Source organism: Micromonospora sp. NPDC051925 (assembly GCF_044548625.1).
Classification (GTDB): domain Bacteria; phylum Actinomycetota; class Actinomycetes; order Mycobacteriales; family Micromonosporaceae; genus Micromonospora.
This window is the reverse complement of record NZ_JBIUCH010000007.1, coordinates 1-16,254: the sequence shown is the minus strand read 5'-3', so window position 1 is coordinate 16,254 and position 16,254 is coordinate 1. Positions and strand designations below refer to the sequence as shown.

The window sequence follows — 16,254 nt, the reverse complement described above, 5'->3', positions numbered from 1 at the left end:
AGAAACTCCGGGCAACCGGGAGGGAGCACGGCGTGCGCCCCGTCCGGTGGCCGGACGGGGCGCACGGGGAGCCTCCGGAACTACGCCAGCACGGCGTCGACGAGAGCCTTCGCCTCCTCCTGGATGCGGGCCAGGTGCTCCGGCCCCTGGAACGACTCCGCGTAGATCTTGTAGACGTCCTCGGTCCCCGACGGCCGGGCGGCGAACCAGCCCGACTCGGTGGTCACCTTCAGCCCGCCGATCGCCGCGCCGTTGCCCGGGGCACTGGTGAGCGTCGCGGTGATCGGCTCGCCGGCCAGCTCGGTGGCGGTGACCTGCTCCGGGGAGAGCTTGCCGAGCACCGCCTTCTGCGCCCGGCTGGCCGGGGCGTCGATCCGCGCGTACGCGGGGGCGCCGAAGCGCTCGGTCAACGCCGCGTAGTGCTCGCTCGGAGTCCGACCGGTCGTGGCGATGATCTCGGCGGCGAGCAGGCAGAGCAGGATGCCGTCCTTGTCGGTGGTCCAGGTGCTGCCGTCGCGGCGCAGGAAGGACGCCCCGGCGCTCTCCTCGCCGCCGAAGCCGACCGTGCCGTCGAGCAGCCCGGGTACGAACCACTTGAAGCCGACCGGCACCTCCAGCAGCGGGCGGCCCAGGTCGGCGGCGATCCGGTCGATCATCGAGGAGGAGACCAGCGTCTTGCCCACGGCCGCCGCCGGACCCCACTGCGACCGGGTCCGGAACAGGTGGCCGATCGCCACCGCCAGGTAGTGGTTGGGGTTCATCAATCCGCCGTCGGGGGTGACGATGCCGTGTCGGTCGGCGTCCGCGTCGTTGCCGGTGGAGACCTGGAACCGGTCCCGGGCGGCGATCAGCGACGCCATCGCGTTCGGTGACGAGCAGTCCATCCGGATCTTGCCGTCGCCGTCCAGGGTCATGAACCGCCAGGTCGGGTCGACCAGCGGGTTGATCACGGTCAGGTCGAGGCGGTGCCGCTCGGCGATCTCACCCCAGTAGCCGACGCTGGCCCCGCCGAGCGGGTCGGCGCCGATGCGTACCCCGGCGTCGCGGATCGCGTCGATGTCCAGCACGGCGGGCAGGTCGTCGACGTAGCGGGCGAGGAAGTCGTACGTGCCGGTGGTGTCGGCGGCGCGGGCCCGCGCGTACGGGATGCGCTTGACCTCCTTGAGCCCGGCGGCCAGGATCGCGTTCGCCCGGTCCTGGATCCACTTCGTGACGTCGGTGTCGGCGGGCCCGCCGTTGGTCGGGTTGTACTTGAAGCCGCCGTCGTCGGGCGGGTTGTGCGACGGGGTGATCACGATGCCGTCGGCGAGCCCGTCGGTGCGACCCCGGTTGTGGGTGAGCACCGCGTGCGACAACGCCGGGGTGGGGGTGTAGCCGTCGCGGCTGTCCCGCAGCACGGTGACGTCGTTGGCGGCGAGCACCTCCAGCGCGTCGACCTCGGCGGGGGCGGAGAGCGCGTGGGTGTCCCGGGCCAGGAAGAGCGGCCCGGTCAGGCCCTGCTCCCGGCGGTAGTCGCAGAGCGCCTGGGTGACGGCGAGGATGTGGTCGGAGTTGAACGCGTTACGCAGCGAGGACCCCCGGTGGCCGGAGGTGCCGAAGGAAACCTGCTGCGCCGGGTCGTCCGGGTCCGGGTGCTCGGCGTAGTAGGCGGTCACCAGCCGGGGCACGTCGACCAGGTCGGCGGGCTCGGCGGGCTGTCCGGCACGGGGGTGGGCCACTGCGGGAACCTCCTCGATGGTACGGGTGGGTGCACTGTTTCCCGGCGGTGGCCGGGTCACACCCGGCTCAGGGCTCGACGCGCTGGCCCTTGCCGATGACGACGATGCCGTTGTCGGAGACGGTGTAGCGCTGCCGGTCCTTCTCCAGGTCGACGCCGATCTCCGCGCCCTCGGGCACGAAGACGTTCTTGTCGAGGATGGCATTGCGGACCACCGCGTGCCGGCCGATCTCGACGCCCTCCATCAGCACCGCGCCGTCGACGTGCGCCCAGGAGTGCACCTTGACCTTCGGCGAGACGACGGAGTTCTCCACCAGCGAACCGGAGACCACCGCGCCCGGCGAGATCATCGAGCCGACCGCCCGGCCGACCCGCTCGCCCCACTGGTGGACGAACTTCGCCGGCGGGTACGGCGGCTGGTCGGTGTAGATGGGCCAGTCGAAGTTGTAGAGGTTGAACACCGGGTGCACGTTGATCAGATCCATGTGGGCGTCGTAGAACGAGTCGAGCGTCCCCACGTCCCGCCAGTAGCCCCGGTCCCGGTCGGTGCTGCCGGGCACCTCGTTGTCCTGGAAGTCGTAGACGTTTGCCTCGCCCCGCTCGACAAGCATCGGGATGATGCTGCCGCCCATGTCGTGCTTGCTGGTCTTGTCGGCGGCGTCCCGCTCGACGGCCTCGCAGAGGGCCCGGGTGGTGAAGACGTAGTTGCCCATCGAGGCGTAGATCTGGTCGGGGGCGTCGGGCAGGCCGACCGCGTCGGTGGGCTTCTCCCGGAAGGCACGGATCCGCTTGCCGTCCTCGCCGACCTCGATCACGCCGAACTGGTCGGCCATCGACAGCGGCTGCCGGATGCCGGCCACGGTGACCGCCGCGCCGGAGGCGATGTGGTCGTCGACCATCTGCCGGGGGTCCATCCGGTAGATGTGGTCGGCGCCGAAGACGATCACGTGCTCCGGTTGCTCGTCGTTGATCAGGTTGAAGCTCTGGTAGATCGCGTCGGCGGAGCCGGCGAACCACCACGGGCCACGGCGCTGCTGTGCCGGCACCGGCGTGACGTAGTTGCCGAGCAACGTCGACATCCGCCAGGTCTTGGTGATGTGCCGGTCCAGTGAGTGGGACTTGTACTGGGTCAGCACGACGATCTTGAGAAAGCCGGCGTTCGCCAGGTTGGACAGGACGAAATCGACCATGCGGTACATCCCGCCGAACGGGACGGCCGGTTTGGCCCGATCCGCGGTGAGCGGCATGAGGCGCTTGCCCTCTCCGCCGGCCAGGACGATCGCGAGCACCTTGGCAGCCATGACCAGACGCTATCCATCCCGCTGCGACTTCACCACTCGTACGGACACAGTTCCGCGACCGGTGCGCGGCGGCTTTCTGCACTAGGGTGCCGGGCATGACCGACTCCGCCCCGCTACGTGTTGACCTGCTCACCCGGGAGTACCCGCCGGAGGTGTACGGCGGCGCCGGGGTGCACGTCGAGTACCTGGCCCGGGAACTACGCCGGCTCGCCGACGTACGCGTGCACTGTTTCGGCGCGACGCGCGACGAGCCGGGGGTCACCGCGTACCCCGAACCGACCGGCCTGGCCGGCGCGAACGCCGCGCTGCGCACCATGGGCGTCGACCTGGAGATGGCCGCCGGTTGCGCCGGCACCGACGTGGTGCACAGCCACACCTGGTACGCCAACCTGGCCGGACACACCGCGAAGCTGCTGCACGGGGTGCCGCACGTGGTGACCGCGCACAGCCTGGAGCCGCTGCGCCCGTGGAAGGCCGAGCAGCTCGGCGGCGGCTACGCACTCTCCTCCTGGTGCGAGCGGACGGCCATGGAATCCGCCGACGCGATCGTCGCGGTCAGCGCGGGGATGCGGCGCGACGTGCTGACCGCCTACCCGGCGGTGAACCCGGACCGGGTCCGGGTGGTCTACAACGGCATCGACACCACGCAGTACGCCCCGGACCACGGCACCGACGTGCTGGACCGGCTCGGCATCGACCCGACCCGCCCGAGCGTGGTGTACGTGGGGCGGATCACCCGGCAGAAGGGCCTGCCGTACCTGCTGCGGGCGGCCCGGGAACTGCCCCCTGACACCCAACTCGTGCTGCTCGCCGGCGCCCCGGACACCCCGGAGATCGCCGCCGAGGTCCAGGAGCTGGTGGCCGAGCTGCGGGCCAAGCGTTCCGGGGTGGTCTGGGTGGCCGAGATGCTGCCCAAGCCCGAGGTGATCCAGGTGCTCACCCACGCCACGATCTTCGTCTGCCCCTCGGTGTACGAGCCGATGGGCATCGTCAACCTGGAGGCGATGGCCTGCGAGACGGCGGTGGTGGCGACCGCCACCGGCGGCATCCCCGAGGTGGTCGCCGACGGCGAGACCGGTCTGCTGGTGCCGATCGAGCAGGCCGGTGACGGCAGCGGCACCCCGCTGGACCCGGAGCGGTTCGTGGCCGACCTGGGCGCGACGATGAACGAGCTGCTGACCGACCCGAAGCGCACCGAGGCGTTCGGTCTCGCCGGCCGGCAGCGCGCCGTCGAGCACTTCTCCTGGGACGCGATCGCCGTCCAGACGATGGACTTGTACCGCTCGCTGCTGGGGTGAGCACGGGCGGCGGCTCCCCGGCCAGCGGTGAGGACGACCGGCGGTGGCTCACGGTACGCGTCTGCGCCGGCCACCGTCGTTGACGTAGCGGGTAGAGGACTACCCGCCGTCAGGTGACGTGGAGGGTGGCGGCGAGGCGGGCCAGGCCGGGCGGGGCGGCGGCGGAGCGGGCCACCACGGCGACCAGGTGCCGTACCGTCGGCCGGTCGTGTACCTCGGTGCGCGCGGTGCGTTCCGCCTCCAGCACCGCCCGACCGGCCCGGGACATGTCGCCGGCCTGGGCGTACGCACGGGCCACGTCGAGCAGGTACGCGGCCCGGTGCTCGGCCGGCAGCAACCGCCACTCGTCGCCGGCCACCAGCCGCTCGTGGCGTACCGTCGCCGCCGTGACCTCGCCGAGGGCGGCCTCGGCGACCACCCGCGCGGCCTCGACCGCCGCTCCCCCGCCCTCGCCCCCGCCCTCACGGGCGGCCCGCCCGGCCCGGTCGAGCAGGTCCCGGGCACCGCGTCCGTCACCCTGACCGGCGGCGGCCAGGCCGGCCTGGAGCAGCAGCGTCCCGAGCAGGGCCGGATCGGCCGACGGATCGTCACCGGGCCGCAGCGGCACCAGGCGGTGGGCGGCGACGGCGGCGACCTCCATCGCGGACCGACGCCGGCCCCCGTGGCGCAATGCCTGGGCCAACGGCACGGCGGCGGCTGCGGCCACCCACGGGTCCTTGGTGACCTGCGCGGCAGCCACCGCCCGGTCGGCCGCCAACCAGGCCACCTCCCGCTGGTCCACCTTGAGCAGCGCCAGGGCGACCAGGCCGTACCCGCGCGCCAGCAGGGCGTCGGTCGTCCGCCCCGGCCGGGTGGCCCGCGCCGCGCGGACGGCGTCGACCAGGCCGGGCAGCAGGGCGAGCAACTCCGGGTACCGGGCATGGCGGTAGCTCTGCTCGGCGTGGTCGAGGCGGGCGCGCAGCTCCGCGACCTCGGGCGGCCGGGCCGACGCCTCGACGTGGTACCGGGCCAGGGCCGCCAGCACCGGATCGACGCCGGCAGCGACGGTGTCGGGCCGCTCCGACTCCCCCGCGAGCAGCACCTCCAGGTCGATGCGGAGCGTCTCGGCGACCAGCCGGAGGTTGGACACCTGCTCCAGCCGGCGCACCCCGCGCTCGACCTTGTCGACCCAGCTCTTCGACTTGCCGAGGTGATCGGCGAACTGCTGCTGGGTCATGTTGCGCCGGACCCGCCACTGGGCGACCCGCCGGCCCACCGGCAGCTCGTTCACCGCCGGCCCGTCCCGCTCATCCGAAGACCCCGACCACGAGCAGCACGAATACGACCAGCGCGACCGTGGGGCCGTAGCCGTACTGCCGCCGGCTGAGCGGCGCACGGGCCGCGCGGGGTGGGCAGGGCACCCGGTCGCCGTCGGGTTGCGGCGGCCGTGCCCCCGGCACCGGGTACGCCGCCGGCAGCGGCCCGTCATGCGGACGCTCGTCCATCTGTGCCTCCTGGGTAGGGATGCAGTCCAGAACGGGGCGGAATGGCAAGGGACCATCCCGCCCCGGGACGGGGGTACTCCGCTGCTGACGAGAGGACCTCCAAGGCCAACTTAGAGTGCAGTGAGTACAGAGTCAACACATGATTCACAGCATGTCGTGCGGAGTGGCATGCTCAGAGGGCTGACGAGAGGCGGCCCCACCATGCCCAGGCAACCGCTGTATGAGCAGGTCATCGACGACGTGATCCGCTCGGTCCGGTCCGGTGCCCTACAGCCGGGTGCCAAGCTGCCGTCCATCGCCGAACTGTGTGATCAGTACCAAGCCAGTGCGACGCCGATCCGGTTGGCTCTGCGAATCCTGGATGAGCGGGGCTGGATCGAGGTGCACCAGGGCAAGGGATCGTTCGTGGCGTCGAAACCGCCCGCATAGCAACCGCCCGCATAGCGCGGCGAACACTGTTGGCCACCCGACGGGCTATCCGACGCCCGGGAGCCGACCGGAGCGGTTAACTGCGACCGGGCCGGAGGGACAAGACATCCGATCGCGTCCTACAGAGCTGATGACGTAAACGACTCGGCATCAGGATGATCCGTTCACGTCATCAGCTCGACAGGACCCGCACCAGAGTCACAGCCCCAGCAAGGCAGCCGGCAGGTGGAGGGTGAGCGGGACGGCTGGATCCTGGTCGCGGCGCGCTGGCCCGAGCGCGTCCGCGAATGGATGCCCGGGAAACTGGCGGCGCTCGACGACCCACGGATGGCGGAAGCCGCCGACCTGATGGCCTGCCTGGCCGACCAGGCACACGCCTCCGAGCAGGCCGACGACGATCTACCGCACGACCTGATGGATGCGCTCGCCGTCGAGTACGGCCCCGGGTGGCACGGCTACGGGGCCTGCTGCGGGCACCGGGTCCGCCTCGCGGCGGGGGCAGAGTCGTCAGGGGTCGGGCGAGATCAGGGTCAGCTTGGGGAAGTAGGTGCGGTAGCGGGCACCATCGCGCGTCAACAGACGGTAGCGACAGACCGCAGCATGGGCACCGATGTAGAAGTCGGCGATGGGGGAGCGCTTCGCGCCGCCGTACGACCGGTACCGCAGGTACGCCTTGCCGGCCAGGAACCCGGCGGCGTAGGGCAGTTCCTCGCGGAGGAAGTCAGCGGCGGGAAGGGCCTCGTCGAGCGCCTCGATGGCCGGGAAACGCACCGACACCTCGGCGTACACGATCGGGTTGATCACGAGGACCCCGGCGTCCCGGGCGGCGGCCAGGGCCGCTGCCGACCAGTCGGCCCACTTCGGGTCGTCGGTGAAGATGTCGAGCAGCACGTTCGTGTCGACAAGCGTGGCGGCAGCGTCGTCATCACGATCCGGGACAGCCCTGACGTGTTCACTCGCCACGGAGCAGTTCCATCAACTCGTCGGTGGAAAGGCCCTCGACCGCGCCCGCTCCCCCACGGCCGCGCATGTGGCGCACGAGGCGCTGGCCCCGGGTCTCCGCGTCGGCGACCCGGACGATGCGCAGCGCTCCTCCCTCCTCCACGACGTCCACCTCGTCGCCCTCGTGCAGGTTGTGGCGCGCACGCAGCCCCGCAGGAATCGTGACCTGGCCCTTGCTGTTCAGTTTCACCGAAAACCTCCTGACACGTATCAGCCATGATACGTGTCAGGAGGAGGAACCGGGGTCGTCCACGGGTGGCGGGACCGGCCGGGCCGAGCGCGAGGGGATCTCGCACAGTAGGTTGATCGGGTGAGCGGACGGTTCCCGATCGAAGACGTCTCCCCCGTGGTCGCCTGCGGTCGCTACCCGGCCAAGGCGGTGGTCGACGAGGTGGTGCCGGTGTCGGCGCGCGCCTACCGGGAGGGGCACGACGCGCTGGGCTGCAACGTGGTCTGGCGCGGCCCCGACGGCGCGGCCCGCCCGTTCACCCGGATGCGTCCGGGCGAACCGGGGCAGGACCGCTGGCACGCCACCATCCGGCCGGACGCGGTCGGCGAGTGGTCCTTCACCGTCGAGGCGTTCCAGGACCCGTACCTGACCTGGCACAACGCGGTGACCAAGAAGGTCGCCGCCGGGCAGGGGCCGGCCGAGCTGGCCAACGACCTGGCCGAGGGCGTACGGGTGCTGACGGCAGCGGCGGAGCTGGTGCCCGCCGCCGACCGCGAACGGGTCGAGGCGGCGGTGGCCGCGCTGCGCGAGACGAAGACCGACCTGCCCCGGCGGGTCGCCCCGGCCCTCGACCTGGCCGACCTGCTCTGGGCGTACCCGGTGCGCGAGCTGGTCACCACGGGCGCGGAGCACCGGCTCTGGGTGGACCGCCCCCGGGCGCTCTTCTCCGCCTGGTACGAGTTCTTCCCCCGCTCCGAGGGGGCGGTCCCGGCCACCGTCGACGCGCCGGCCCGCTCGGGCACCTTCGCCACCGCCGTCGACCGGCTGCCCGGGGTCGCGGCGATGGGCTTCGACGTGCTCTACCTACCGCCGATCCACCCGATCGGCCGGGTCAACCGCAAGGGCCGCAACAACGCGCTCACCGCCGGCCCCGACGACGTCGGCTCGCCGTGGGCGATCGGCGCGGCCGAGGGCGGCCACGACGCCATCCACCCCGACCTGGGTACGCCGGCCGACTTCCGTGACTTCGTCGCCGCCGCCGCCGAGCAGGGCCTCGAGGTGGCGATGGACCTGGCGTTGCAGTGCGCCCCCGACCACCCGTGGGTCACCGAGCACCCGGAATGGTTCACCACCCGCGCCGACGGCAGCATCGCGTACGCGGAGAACCCGCCGAAGAAGTACCAGGACATCTACCCGGTCAACTTCGACAACGACCCCGAGGGCATCCGGGCCGAGGTGCTGCGGGTGGTCCGGCACTGGATCGGCGAGGGCATCCGGATCTTCCGGGTGGACAACCCGCACACCAAGCCGTTCGACTTCTGGCACTGGCTGATCGCCGAGGTCAAGCGGACCGACCCGGACGTGTTGTTCCTGGCCGAGGCGTTCACCCGGCCGGCGATCATGCACGGGCTGGGCAAGATCGGCTTCACCCAGTCGTACACCTATTTCACCTGGCGGACGACGGCCGCCGAGATGCGCGAGTACTGCGAGGAACTGGTCGCCTCGGTCGACTGGATGCGACCGAACTTCTGGCCCAACACGCCCGACATCCTGCACTCCTCGTTGCAGCACGGCGGTCCGCCGATGTTCAAGATCCGGGCGGTGCTGGCCGCGCTGCTGAGCCCTTCCTGGGGCATCTACGCCGGCTACGAGCTGTTCGAGCACGTCGCCCGCCCCGGTGCGGAGGAGTACCTGGACAACGAGAAGTACGAGCTGCGCCCCCGGGACTGGGCCGGCGCGCAGGCGCACGGCCGGTCGCTCGCCCCGTTCGTCGCCACCCTCAACCGGGTCCGCCGGGAGCACCCGGCCCTGCACCGGCTGCGCAACCTGGTCTTCCACGACATCGACAACCCGGCGCTGCTCTGCTGGTCGAAGCGTGACCCGGACACCGGCGACACGGTCATCGTGGTCTGCTCGTTCGACTCGCACACGGTGCAGTGGGGCAACACCACACTGGACCTGCCGGCGCTGGGCTTCGACTGGCACGAGCGGTTCACCGTGCACGACGAGCTGACCGGGGCCAGCTACGAGTGGGGGCAGCGCAACGCGGTACGGCTCGACCCGTACCTGCAACCCGCGCACGTGCTGACGATCCGCCGCCCGGCCGCACCCACCCCCGAGAACGACCAGCCGGCCGGCGACACCACGGTCAGCAGCACCCCGAACGGCAGCACCCCGACCGACCCCGCCTCGAAGGACACCCGATGGACCAGCTGATCGCCGGCGCGACGCACGACCCGCACGCCCTGCTCGGCGCGCACCCCGCCGACGGGTGGACCACGATCCGCACCATGCGACGGGGTGCCGGTGACGTGACGCTACGCGTCGGCGACGACCGGCACCCGATGAAGCGGGTGCACGACGTCGGCATCTTCGAGGCCCGCGTCGAGGGCACCGTGCTCGACTACCGGGTCGAGGTCGACGGTTGGGTCACCGACGACCCGTACCGCCACCTGCCGACCCTCGGCGAGCTGGACCTTCACCTGATCGGCGAGGGCCGGCACGAGCGGCTCTGGGAGGCGCTCGGTGCGCGGGTCCTCGACGGCGGGGTCGCCTTCTCGGTCTGGGCGCCGAACGCCCGTGGCGTCCGGGTGATCGGCGACTTCGTCGGCTGGGGCCCGGACGACGGCTGGCCGATGCGCTGCCTCGGGTCCAGCGGCGTCTGGGAGATCCTCGTGCCCGACGCACCGGTCGGGGCCCGCTACAAGTACCGCATCCTCGGCGCGGACGGGCAGTGGCGGGACAAGGCCGACCCGCTGGCCGCCTACGCCGAGGTGCCGCCGGCCACCGCCTCGGTGGTGCACCGGTCCCGCTACGAGTGGTCCGACGCGCTCTGGCTGGAGCGCCGGGCCCGCCGGCAGCCGCACCAGGAACCGATGAGCGTGTACGAGGTGCACCTCGGCTCGTGGCGGCCCGGCCTCGGCTACCGGGAGCTGGCCGAACAGCTCACCGCGTACGTGACCGAGATGGGCTTCACCCACGTGGAGTTCCTGCCGGTGATGGAGCACCCGTTCGGCGGTTCCTGGGGTTACCAGGTCACCGGCTACTACGCGCCCACCTCCCGGTTCGGCGACCCGGACGACTTCCGGCACCTGGTGGACCGGCTGCACGCCGCCGGCATCGGGGTGCTGCTCGACTGGGTGCCCGCGCACTTCCCCAAGGACGAGTGGGCCCTCGCCCGCTTCGACGGCACCCCGCTCTACGAGCACCCCGACCCGCGTCGCGGCGAGCACCCCGACTGGGGCACGTACGTCTTCGACTTCGGCCGCCGGGAGGTGCGCAACTTCCTGGTCGCCAACGCGCTCTACTGGTGCGACGAGTTCCACGTCGACGGCCTGCGGGTGGACGCGGTCGCCTCGATGCTCTACCTGGACTACTCCCGCCCCGAGGGGCAGTGGCTGCCCAACCAGCACGGCGGCCGGGAGAACCTGGAGGCGATCGCCTTCATGCAGGAGGTCAACGCCACCGTCTACAAGCACCATGCCGGGGTGGTGATGATCGCCGAGGAGTCCACCGCCTGGCCCGGGGTGACCCGACCCACCGCCGACGGCGGGCTCGGCTTCGGCTTCAAGTGGAACATGGGCTGGATGCACGACACCCTGCTCTACACCGCGAAGGACCCGATCTACCGGCAGCACCACCACCATCAGCTCACCTTCTCCCTGGCGTACGCCTGGAGCGAGAACTACGTGCTGCCGATCAGCCACGACGAGGTGGTGCACGGCAAGGGGTCGCTGGCCGGCAAGATGCCCGGCGACACCTGGCAGCGGCTGGCCAACGAGCGGGCGTTGCTGGCGTACATGTGGGCGCACCCGGGCAAGCAACTGCTCTTCATGGGCTGCGAGCTGGGCGACGACCGGGAGTGGAGCGAGGAACGGGGCCTGGACTGGTACCTGCTGCACGACCCGGCTCGGGCCGGGGTGCAACGGCTGGTCGCCGACCTCAACGCCGCCTACCGGGACACCCCCGCGCTGTGGGCGCAGGACACCGACCCGGCCGGGTTCCGCTGGATCGCCGGGGACGACGTCGCCAACAACACGGTCTCGTTCGTCCGGATCGCCCCGGACGGCGCGACCCTGGTCTGCGTGGCGAACTTCTCCGCGAGCCCGCTGGAGGACTACCGGGTCGGCCTGCCGGCCGCCGGCACCTGGACCGAGGTGATCAACACCGACGCCCACCACTACGGCGGCTCCGGGGTGGGCAACCTCGGCGCGGTGCACGCCCAGGACGTCCCCTGGCACGGGCTACCGGCCTCGGTGGCGCTGCGGGTGCCCCCGCTCGGCGTGCTCTGGCTCCGCCGAAGCTGACGTCCCGCCGCACGCGGCGTCGGTCAGTGCGGACCATCGACAGCATGATCCTGGGCCATGGCTGGTCCCGGCACCAAGAATCCCGGAAGTAATCCGGCCGTTTGTGGTCTGAAGTAGAGATGGCCGCGTCCGAAGGCGGAGACGACGCGCCTCCGAGTGCGCTGAGCCGTCTCTGGAAGCCAGCGTCAGGTGGCCCAAGAGTCCATGTTGGGACGCTGGTGGTCGGCCAATACCCGAAACCAGGGTCGACCACCAATAGCAGAACCATGACTTAACCGCCACCGATATCGCGAGTGCGCGCTACTTCCGACAAAGGGCAGCAGGAGTGCTTCGATGTGCGGGCGACCATCGATATCTTGGTCGGCGCTTGGCCGTGAGCAGGTGGCCTCGGGCGACCATAGGCGTGCTTGATCCGCCCCGTGCACACGGGACGAGGAAGAGTGCGGCCGCGGTGTCCCACGAACGAATCTCTGGAGGATCTGAGTGAGAACAGTCCCAATGCTACGCCCTGCGGCAGGAGCAGCGATCGCGAGCATGGTCGCCACTACACTGTTCGCCGTACCCGGCACGGCGCAGGCCGCACCGAAGGACCCGGAGCAGGGAGCTGCCGCCTGCCCCACCGAGCACGTCTACAGTTCCGTCTCCAACCAGGGCCAGGTCCACTACCGAGTGGGGCCGGGATACCAGAACTACAACGGCACCAACAGCACGGCCACGGTCAAGCTGACGGCGACGGTTGCTGGCACCGTCAGCTACTCGCTGTCGTCGACGGCGAACGTCAAGGTAGACGTCATCGTCGCCGGGGTCGAGGGGTCTCTCGGCGTCAACGTCACCACGTCCCTCACCGCATCGGTGGTCAACGAGATCTCCGTCTCCGCCCGCCCGAAGACCTATGTCTACGGTGACTACGGAGTCTGGCGGCAAAAGTCCAAGGGCCTGTACGAGATCATGCAACAGTCCTGCAACGTGAACTCGTCCTGGATCACCTCGTACATGCCGGCCCGCGTCGGCTGGAATGTTTGGGGCGGCTAATCATTGACGGAGTGTCACCGGTCCGGCGGACCGGTGACACTCCCCGTCCGTCGCCCACCCGGGAGTTGACAAAGATGTTGGTCCAATCAATCCGTGCCACCGTGGCAGCCGTGTCGGTCGTCGTGGCGACTACTGCCTGCCAGGCGTCATCCGGCCCCGCGCCATCTCCCTCCGTCGCCCCGTCCTCCACCACTGCTGGTGAGCGGTCTCCGCAGCACCAGCCACCCGACGTACCGGAACTCCCGTCACCCGGGTCGGGTCGGACTACGTTGGCAACGGTCAAGGCGCGTAGCGGCGGGGCTGCCGTTGCCACCGTGGAGGTCAACCCGGGTAGCCTTTGGATCTCATCCGACTGCACCGGTGGAGTGATGACGATCGTCATCGATCCGGGCGTCCGCCTTCCGGTCCAGTGCATCGGAAACGGCGTGACTCCGTCGGGGAATCGCATCGAGTATTCCACTAGCAAGATGCTCTCGATCCGCGTGGAAGCGCCTGAATTCGTACGGTGGAACATGCGTGTCGAGTTCGAAAGGTAGGACGGTGCCGTGCTACGGATGGCGCTGAACCAGTTGCGCGGGCGGGCAGGGCGCAGTGTGACAGTGTGGCTGGGCATCGTTCTCACCGCAGTGGGAATCCTACAACTGAACACCATTTCCACCATGACCCGACTCGACGCCGTCGGACAGGTGAACCAGCACGCCCGCCCCGCCTACGATATTCTTGTCCGGCCGACGAACTCCCGGCTACCCATCGAAAAATCTACGGGGTTGATCCGCCCCAACCATCTGTCCGGGCTCCACGGTGGCATCACCATCGATCAGTGGCAGACAATACGGAAGCTGCCGGGTGTCGAGGTCGCCGCGCCCGTCGCGATGATCGGCTATGCCTCCTCGGAGGGCCGGATCGACGTGGACCTCACGGATATGATCGACCGCTCGCGCACTCGACAGATCGTCAGGGCAACCCCGACCTGGGTGGCGGATGCTGAATTGACCAGGGTCACCGAGAAGAACCCGAGGTATGTGTACGTCACCAAACGTCCGGTCGCAGCGCCCGAGACGATGGGCGTGAGCGGCACGGACGGCCAGCAGACCTACCAGACACCGGACGGCACGCGCCTGACATATCAGCAATTATGGGACCTAGGCTGCAGCGACCGCCAAGTGCCCACCTTCTACCTGGAGCAACAGGAGAACGGCCAGTGGGAACCAATCTGCGGGACCTGGCAACTCAGCGGCAAGGACGCTACCTGGTTTGCCGAGAACCGCGAGGGCCAGGGATCGCTGTCGCTCTCCGGTTCCCGGTTCTCGGTTATCCAGGCCCTACAGGATGGCACGTATCTCAACTTCGCCGACGTTGTGGACCCTGCTCGCACCTCCGGGGACCGGGAGGAGGTACGACACGAACCAGTCCACTCGGACGGCCCCACTCTCAGCATCGTCTGGCCGATCTGGCTGCCGGTCGCAGCGGTCGACCCTAGTCAGGAGGCACATCTGGTAGACCTTGAGGGCGCAATAAGTACCGGTTCCTACCTGCCGCCGGCCGACGGCGTGGATTGCGCCGCATCGTCAGGTATCCCGGCCATCGCACCCGATCATATCGACCTCGACGAACACCTGTCCGTCAGCCTTGGACGATTGGAGGGTGAGCGATCGGTAGCGGGCCAGCGGCCATCGGACCTGACCGCCGCGCTGGCCAAGAGCAAGGTCAATCAGCCCGCGGATCGAACCTACTCAGTTGCCGATGCATACACGGCGGCCACCCGGGGGGCGTCGGCGTACACGAAACTTGACGTCGTCATCCAGGCTAGCGCTCCTGACTACGTCCGCCGGAACGACGGACGCCTGTCTCCTCGCTTCAAGCGAATCGACGCCGGAAGCTGGCGCACATCGGTCAGCCGCTACGGTGAGACCGCGATCGGCGCATCGGCGGGACAACCGGAGTTGGCCACGGACAACGGGTTTCGGGAATTGACCAACTCTGCCGAACGGGTCGCTTCCGACGCGGTCACTCCTCCGCGCGCACGATGGGTCGGCAGCTTCGCCCCCGACCGGATACGACGTTTCTCACCGCTCTCCGCAGTGCCACTTGAGACGTACCAGGCCATGCACGCCTCAGGCGCCGATGACGAATCCATCGCGAGGCTAAGGGGTGACACTCTACGCGCCAGCAGCAACCCCGCAGGCTACTCCGCAGCACCTGCCTCGATGCTCATCCCCCTCTCCATGGTCAACTGCGTCACTGACCGGGCAGATCCGGTCAGTGCCGTCCGCGTCCGGGTGCAAGACGTGACCGGTGTCGACCCAGTTTCGATGGAGAGGGTCAGAATCGTGGCCGAGGCCATCGGTGCCAGCACCGGCCTCCACGTCGACGTTACCCTCGGGGCATCGCCACAAGCGCAGACCGTGGTGCTGCCGGCGGGACAACACGGCCGCCCGGAACTGGTACTGAAGGAGTACTGGGTCAAGCCCGGCGCAGCCCTGACCGTCATCCGCGCGGTGGAACAGAAGAACATCCTATTCACCGCGATCGCAGGAACCGCAGGCATGCTCTTCCTACTCACGAACGCCCTTGCGGCCGCGCATGATCGCCGCCGTGATCTGAGCATCCTGGCCCGGTTCGGCTGGTCGCGGAAGGCCCGGCTGGCGCTGCTCGTCACCGAAACCGCGGTCCTGTCGGCAGGTGCCGGCCTCGCCGTGGCAGCCGTCCTTCTTGCATTACGGTTCGTGACAGCCCAGCCGATCGATTGGGCGCAGGCGGCAGGCGTGATCGCGATCGCCGCCGGGGTGAACTTCGTCGCGGCGGTCGGCACGATTGCCAGCACAGGCGACCCCAGTCTGGCAGCAAGCCGACGAAGCCGTCGATCCCGCCGCCAGCTACGGATCTGGACGATGGCAATCGATCACATCGTCGCCACCCCGGGCCGTGCGGCCGTCGCTATTGCAAGCTTCTCGGTGGCGGCAGCGGCTATGCTGATCACGGCGATCCTCGTCCAGTCTGCTGATCATGCCATGGTCGGTACCGTCCTGGGCGAAGCGATCACCCTCCGGGCTGGTCCGTCCGACCGCCTCATGATGATGATGGTCGGTGTGCTGTCGTTTGCATCGGTGACGGTCAGCCTGCGCCACGACTTCCGCGAGCGCACCCGACAGTTCGCACTCCTGCAGGCCACGGGGTGGCACCGGTGGTGCGTGGTACAACTCATCGCGCTCGAAGTCCTCGCGCTGGTTCTGGCGGCCACCATTCTTGGATGCGGAGCCGTGGCGCTGGGTCTGGTGCTGCTTCAAGGTAGCCTCCCGAGCTCAGCGGCCGTCCTGACACCTGCGGTCGTCGGCGCCACGATGGCGCTTGCCACCATCGGTGCGGGCGTCGCCGCACTCCCTCTCAGGGTCATGTCGGTAGCAGAGGCATTGCGGCAGTGACTGAGCCTTTCCGCGTAACGGGTCGTGGCGTTGGGTGATCAGGTTGTGCGGTTGTGCTCGACGTGCAGGAGTACGAGGGCCGCTGCGGTGATC

General features: G+C 69.8%; 12 protein-coding genes. 6 read left to right on the top strand and 6 right to left on the bottom strand.

Annotation, left to right across the window (positions count from 1 at the left end; genetic code table 11):
* Nucleotides 1-80: 80 nt before the first annotated feature.
* Nucleotides 81-1,718: a phosphoglucomutase (alpha-D-glucose-1,6-bisphosphate-dependent) gene (gene pgm / locus ACIG87_RS10880; RefSeq protein WP_396850168.1), complete on the bottom strand. Its 1,638-nt coding sequence runs from the start codon at nt 1,716-1,718 to the stop codon at nt 81-83.
* A gap of 67 nt (nt 1,719-1,785) precedes the next feature.
* Complete coding sequence (gene glgC / locus ACIG87_RS10875; RefSeq protein WP_396850167.1) at nt 1,786-3,018, bottom strand: glucose-1-phosphate adenylyltransferase; 1,233 nt, start codon at nt 3,016-3,018, stop codon at nt 1,786-1,788.
* 95 nt (nt 3,019-3,113) lie between these two features.
* Between glgC and glgA the strand changes: the two genes are divergently transcribed.
* On the top strand, nt 3,114-4,316 hold the full coding sequence (gene glgA / locus ACIG87_RS10870; protein WP_396850165.1) for a glycogen synthase: 1,203 nt from the start codon (nt 3,114-3,116) through the stop codon (nt 4,314-4,316).
* 109 nt (nt 4,317-4,425) lie between these two features.
* On the opposite strand, the gene ACIG87_RS10865 is transcribed toward glgA, so the two are convergent.
* Both ACIG87_RS10865 and ACIG87_RS10860 read right to left on the bottom strand, forming a co-directional pair.
* On the bottom strand, nt 4,426-5,586 hold the full coding sequence (locus ACIG87_RS10865) for a helix-turn-helix domain-containing protein (protein ID WP_396850164.1): 1,161 nt from the start codon (nt 5,584-5,586) through the stop codon (nt 4,426-4,428).
* A 16-nt stretch (nt 5,587-5,602) separates the two neighbouring features.
* Complete coding sequence (locus tag ACIG87_RS10860; RefSeq protein WP_396850162.1) at nt 5,603-5,800, bottom strand: hypothetical protein; 198 nt, start codon at nt 5,798-5,800, stop codon at nt 5,603-5,605.
* Nucleotides 5,801-6,001: 201 nt separating this feature from the next.
* Here ACIG87_RS10860 and ACIG87_RS10855 point away from each other — a divergent pair, with 201 nt between their 5' ends.
* Nucleotides 6,002-6,229 carry a winged helix-turn-helix domain-containing protein gene (locus ACIG87_RS10855; RefSeq protein ID WP_396850160.1) on the top strand — a complete coding sequence of 76 codons (228 nt, stop codon included), beginning with the start codon at nt 6,002-6,004 and terminating at the stop codon, nt 6,227-6,229.
* Nucleotides 6,230-6,736: 507 nt separating this feature from the next.
* On the opposite strand, the gene ACIG87_RS10850 is transcribed toward ACIG87_RS10855, so the two are convergent.
* Nucleotides 6,737-7,192, bottom strand: coding sequence for a type II toxin-antitoxin system VapC family toxin (locus tag ACIG87_RS10850; RefSeq protein ID WP_396850159.1), 456 nt, complete (start codon nt 7,190-7,192; stop codon nt 6,737-6,739).
* Nucleotides 7,182-7,421, bottom strand: coding sequence for an AbrB/MazE/SpoVT family DNA-binding domain-containing protein (locus ACIG87_RS10845; protein ID WP_396850157.1), 240 nt, complete (start codon nt 7,419-7,421; stop codon nt 7,182-7,184). Before ACIG87_RS10845 ends, ACIG87_RS10850 begins: the two co-directional genes overlap by 11 nt.
* A gap of 120 nt (nt 7,422-7,541) precedes the next feature.
* On the opposite strand from ACIG87_RS10845, the gene ACIG87_RS10840 reads away from it, so the two are divergent.
* The 4 genes from ACIG87_RS10840 to ACIG87_RS10825 all read left to right on the top strand — a co-directional run bounded on the left by ACIG87_RS10840 (nt 7,542) and on the right by ACIG87_RS10825 (nt 16,161).
* Nucleotides 7,542-9,617, top strand: coding sequence for a maltotransferase domain-containing protein (locus ACIG87_RS10840; RefSeq protein ID WP_396850155.1), 2,076 nt, complete (start codon nt 7,542-7,544; stop codon nt 9,615-9,617).
* Complete coding sequence (gene glgB, locus ACIG87_RS10835) at nt 9,605-11,707, top strand: 1,4-alpha-glucan branching protein GlgB (RefSeq protein ID WP_396850154.1); 2,103 nt, start codon at nt 9,605-9,607, stop codon at nt 11,705-11,707. Before ACIG87_RS10840 ends, glgB begins: the two co-directional genes overlap by 13 nt.
* 534 nt (nt 11,708-12,241) lie before the next feature.
* Complete coding sequence (locus ACIG87_RS10830) at nt 12,242-12,739, top strand: hypothetical protein (RefSeq protein WP_396850152.1); 498 nt, start codon at nt 12,242-12,244, stop codon at nt 12,737-12,739.
* 554 nt (nt 12,740-13,293) lie between these two features.
* A complete protein-coding gene (locus ACIG87_RS10825) occupies nt 13,294-16,161 on the top strand; it encodes an ABC transporter permease (RefSeq protein ID WP_396850151.1) in 2,868 nt (955 codons plus the stop codon).
* Nucleotides 16,162-16,254: the final 93 nt, after the last annotated feature.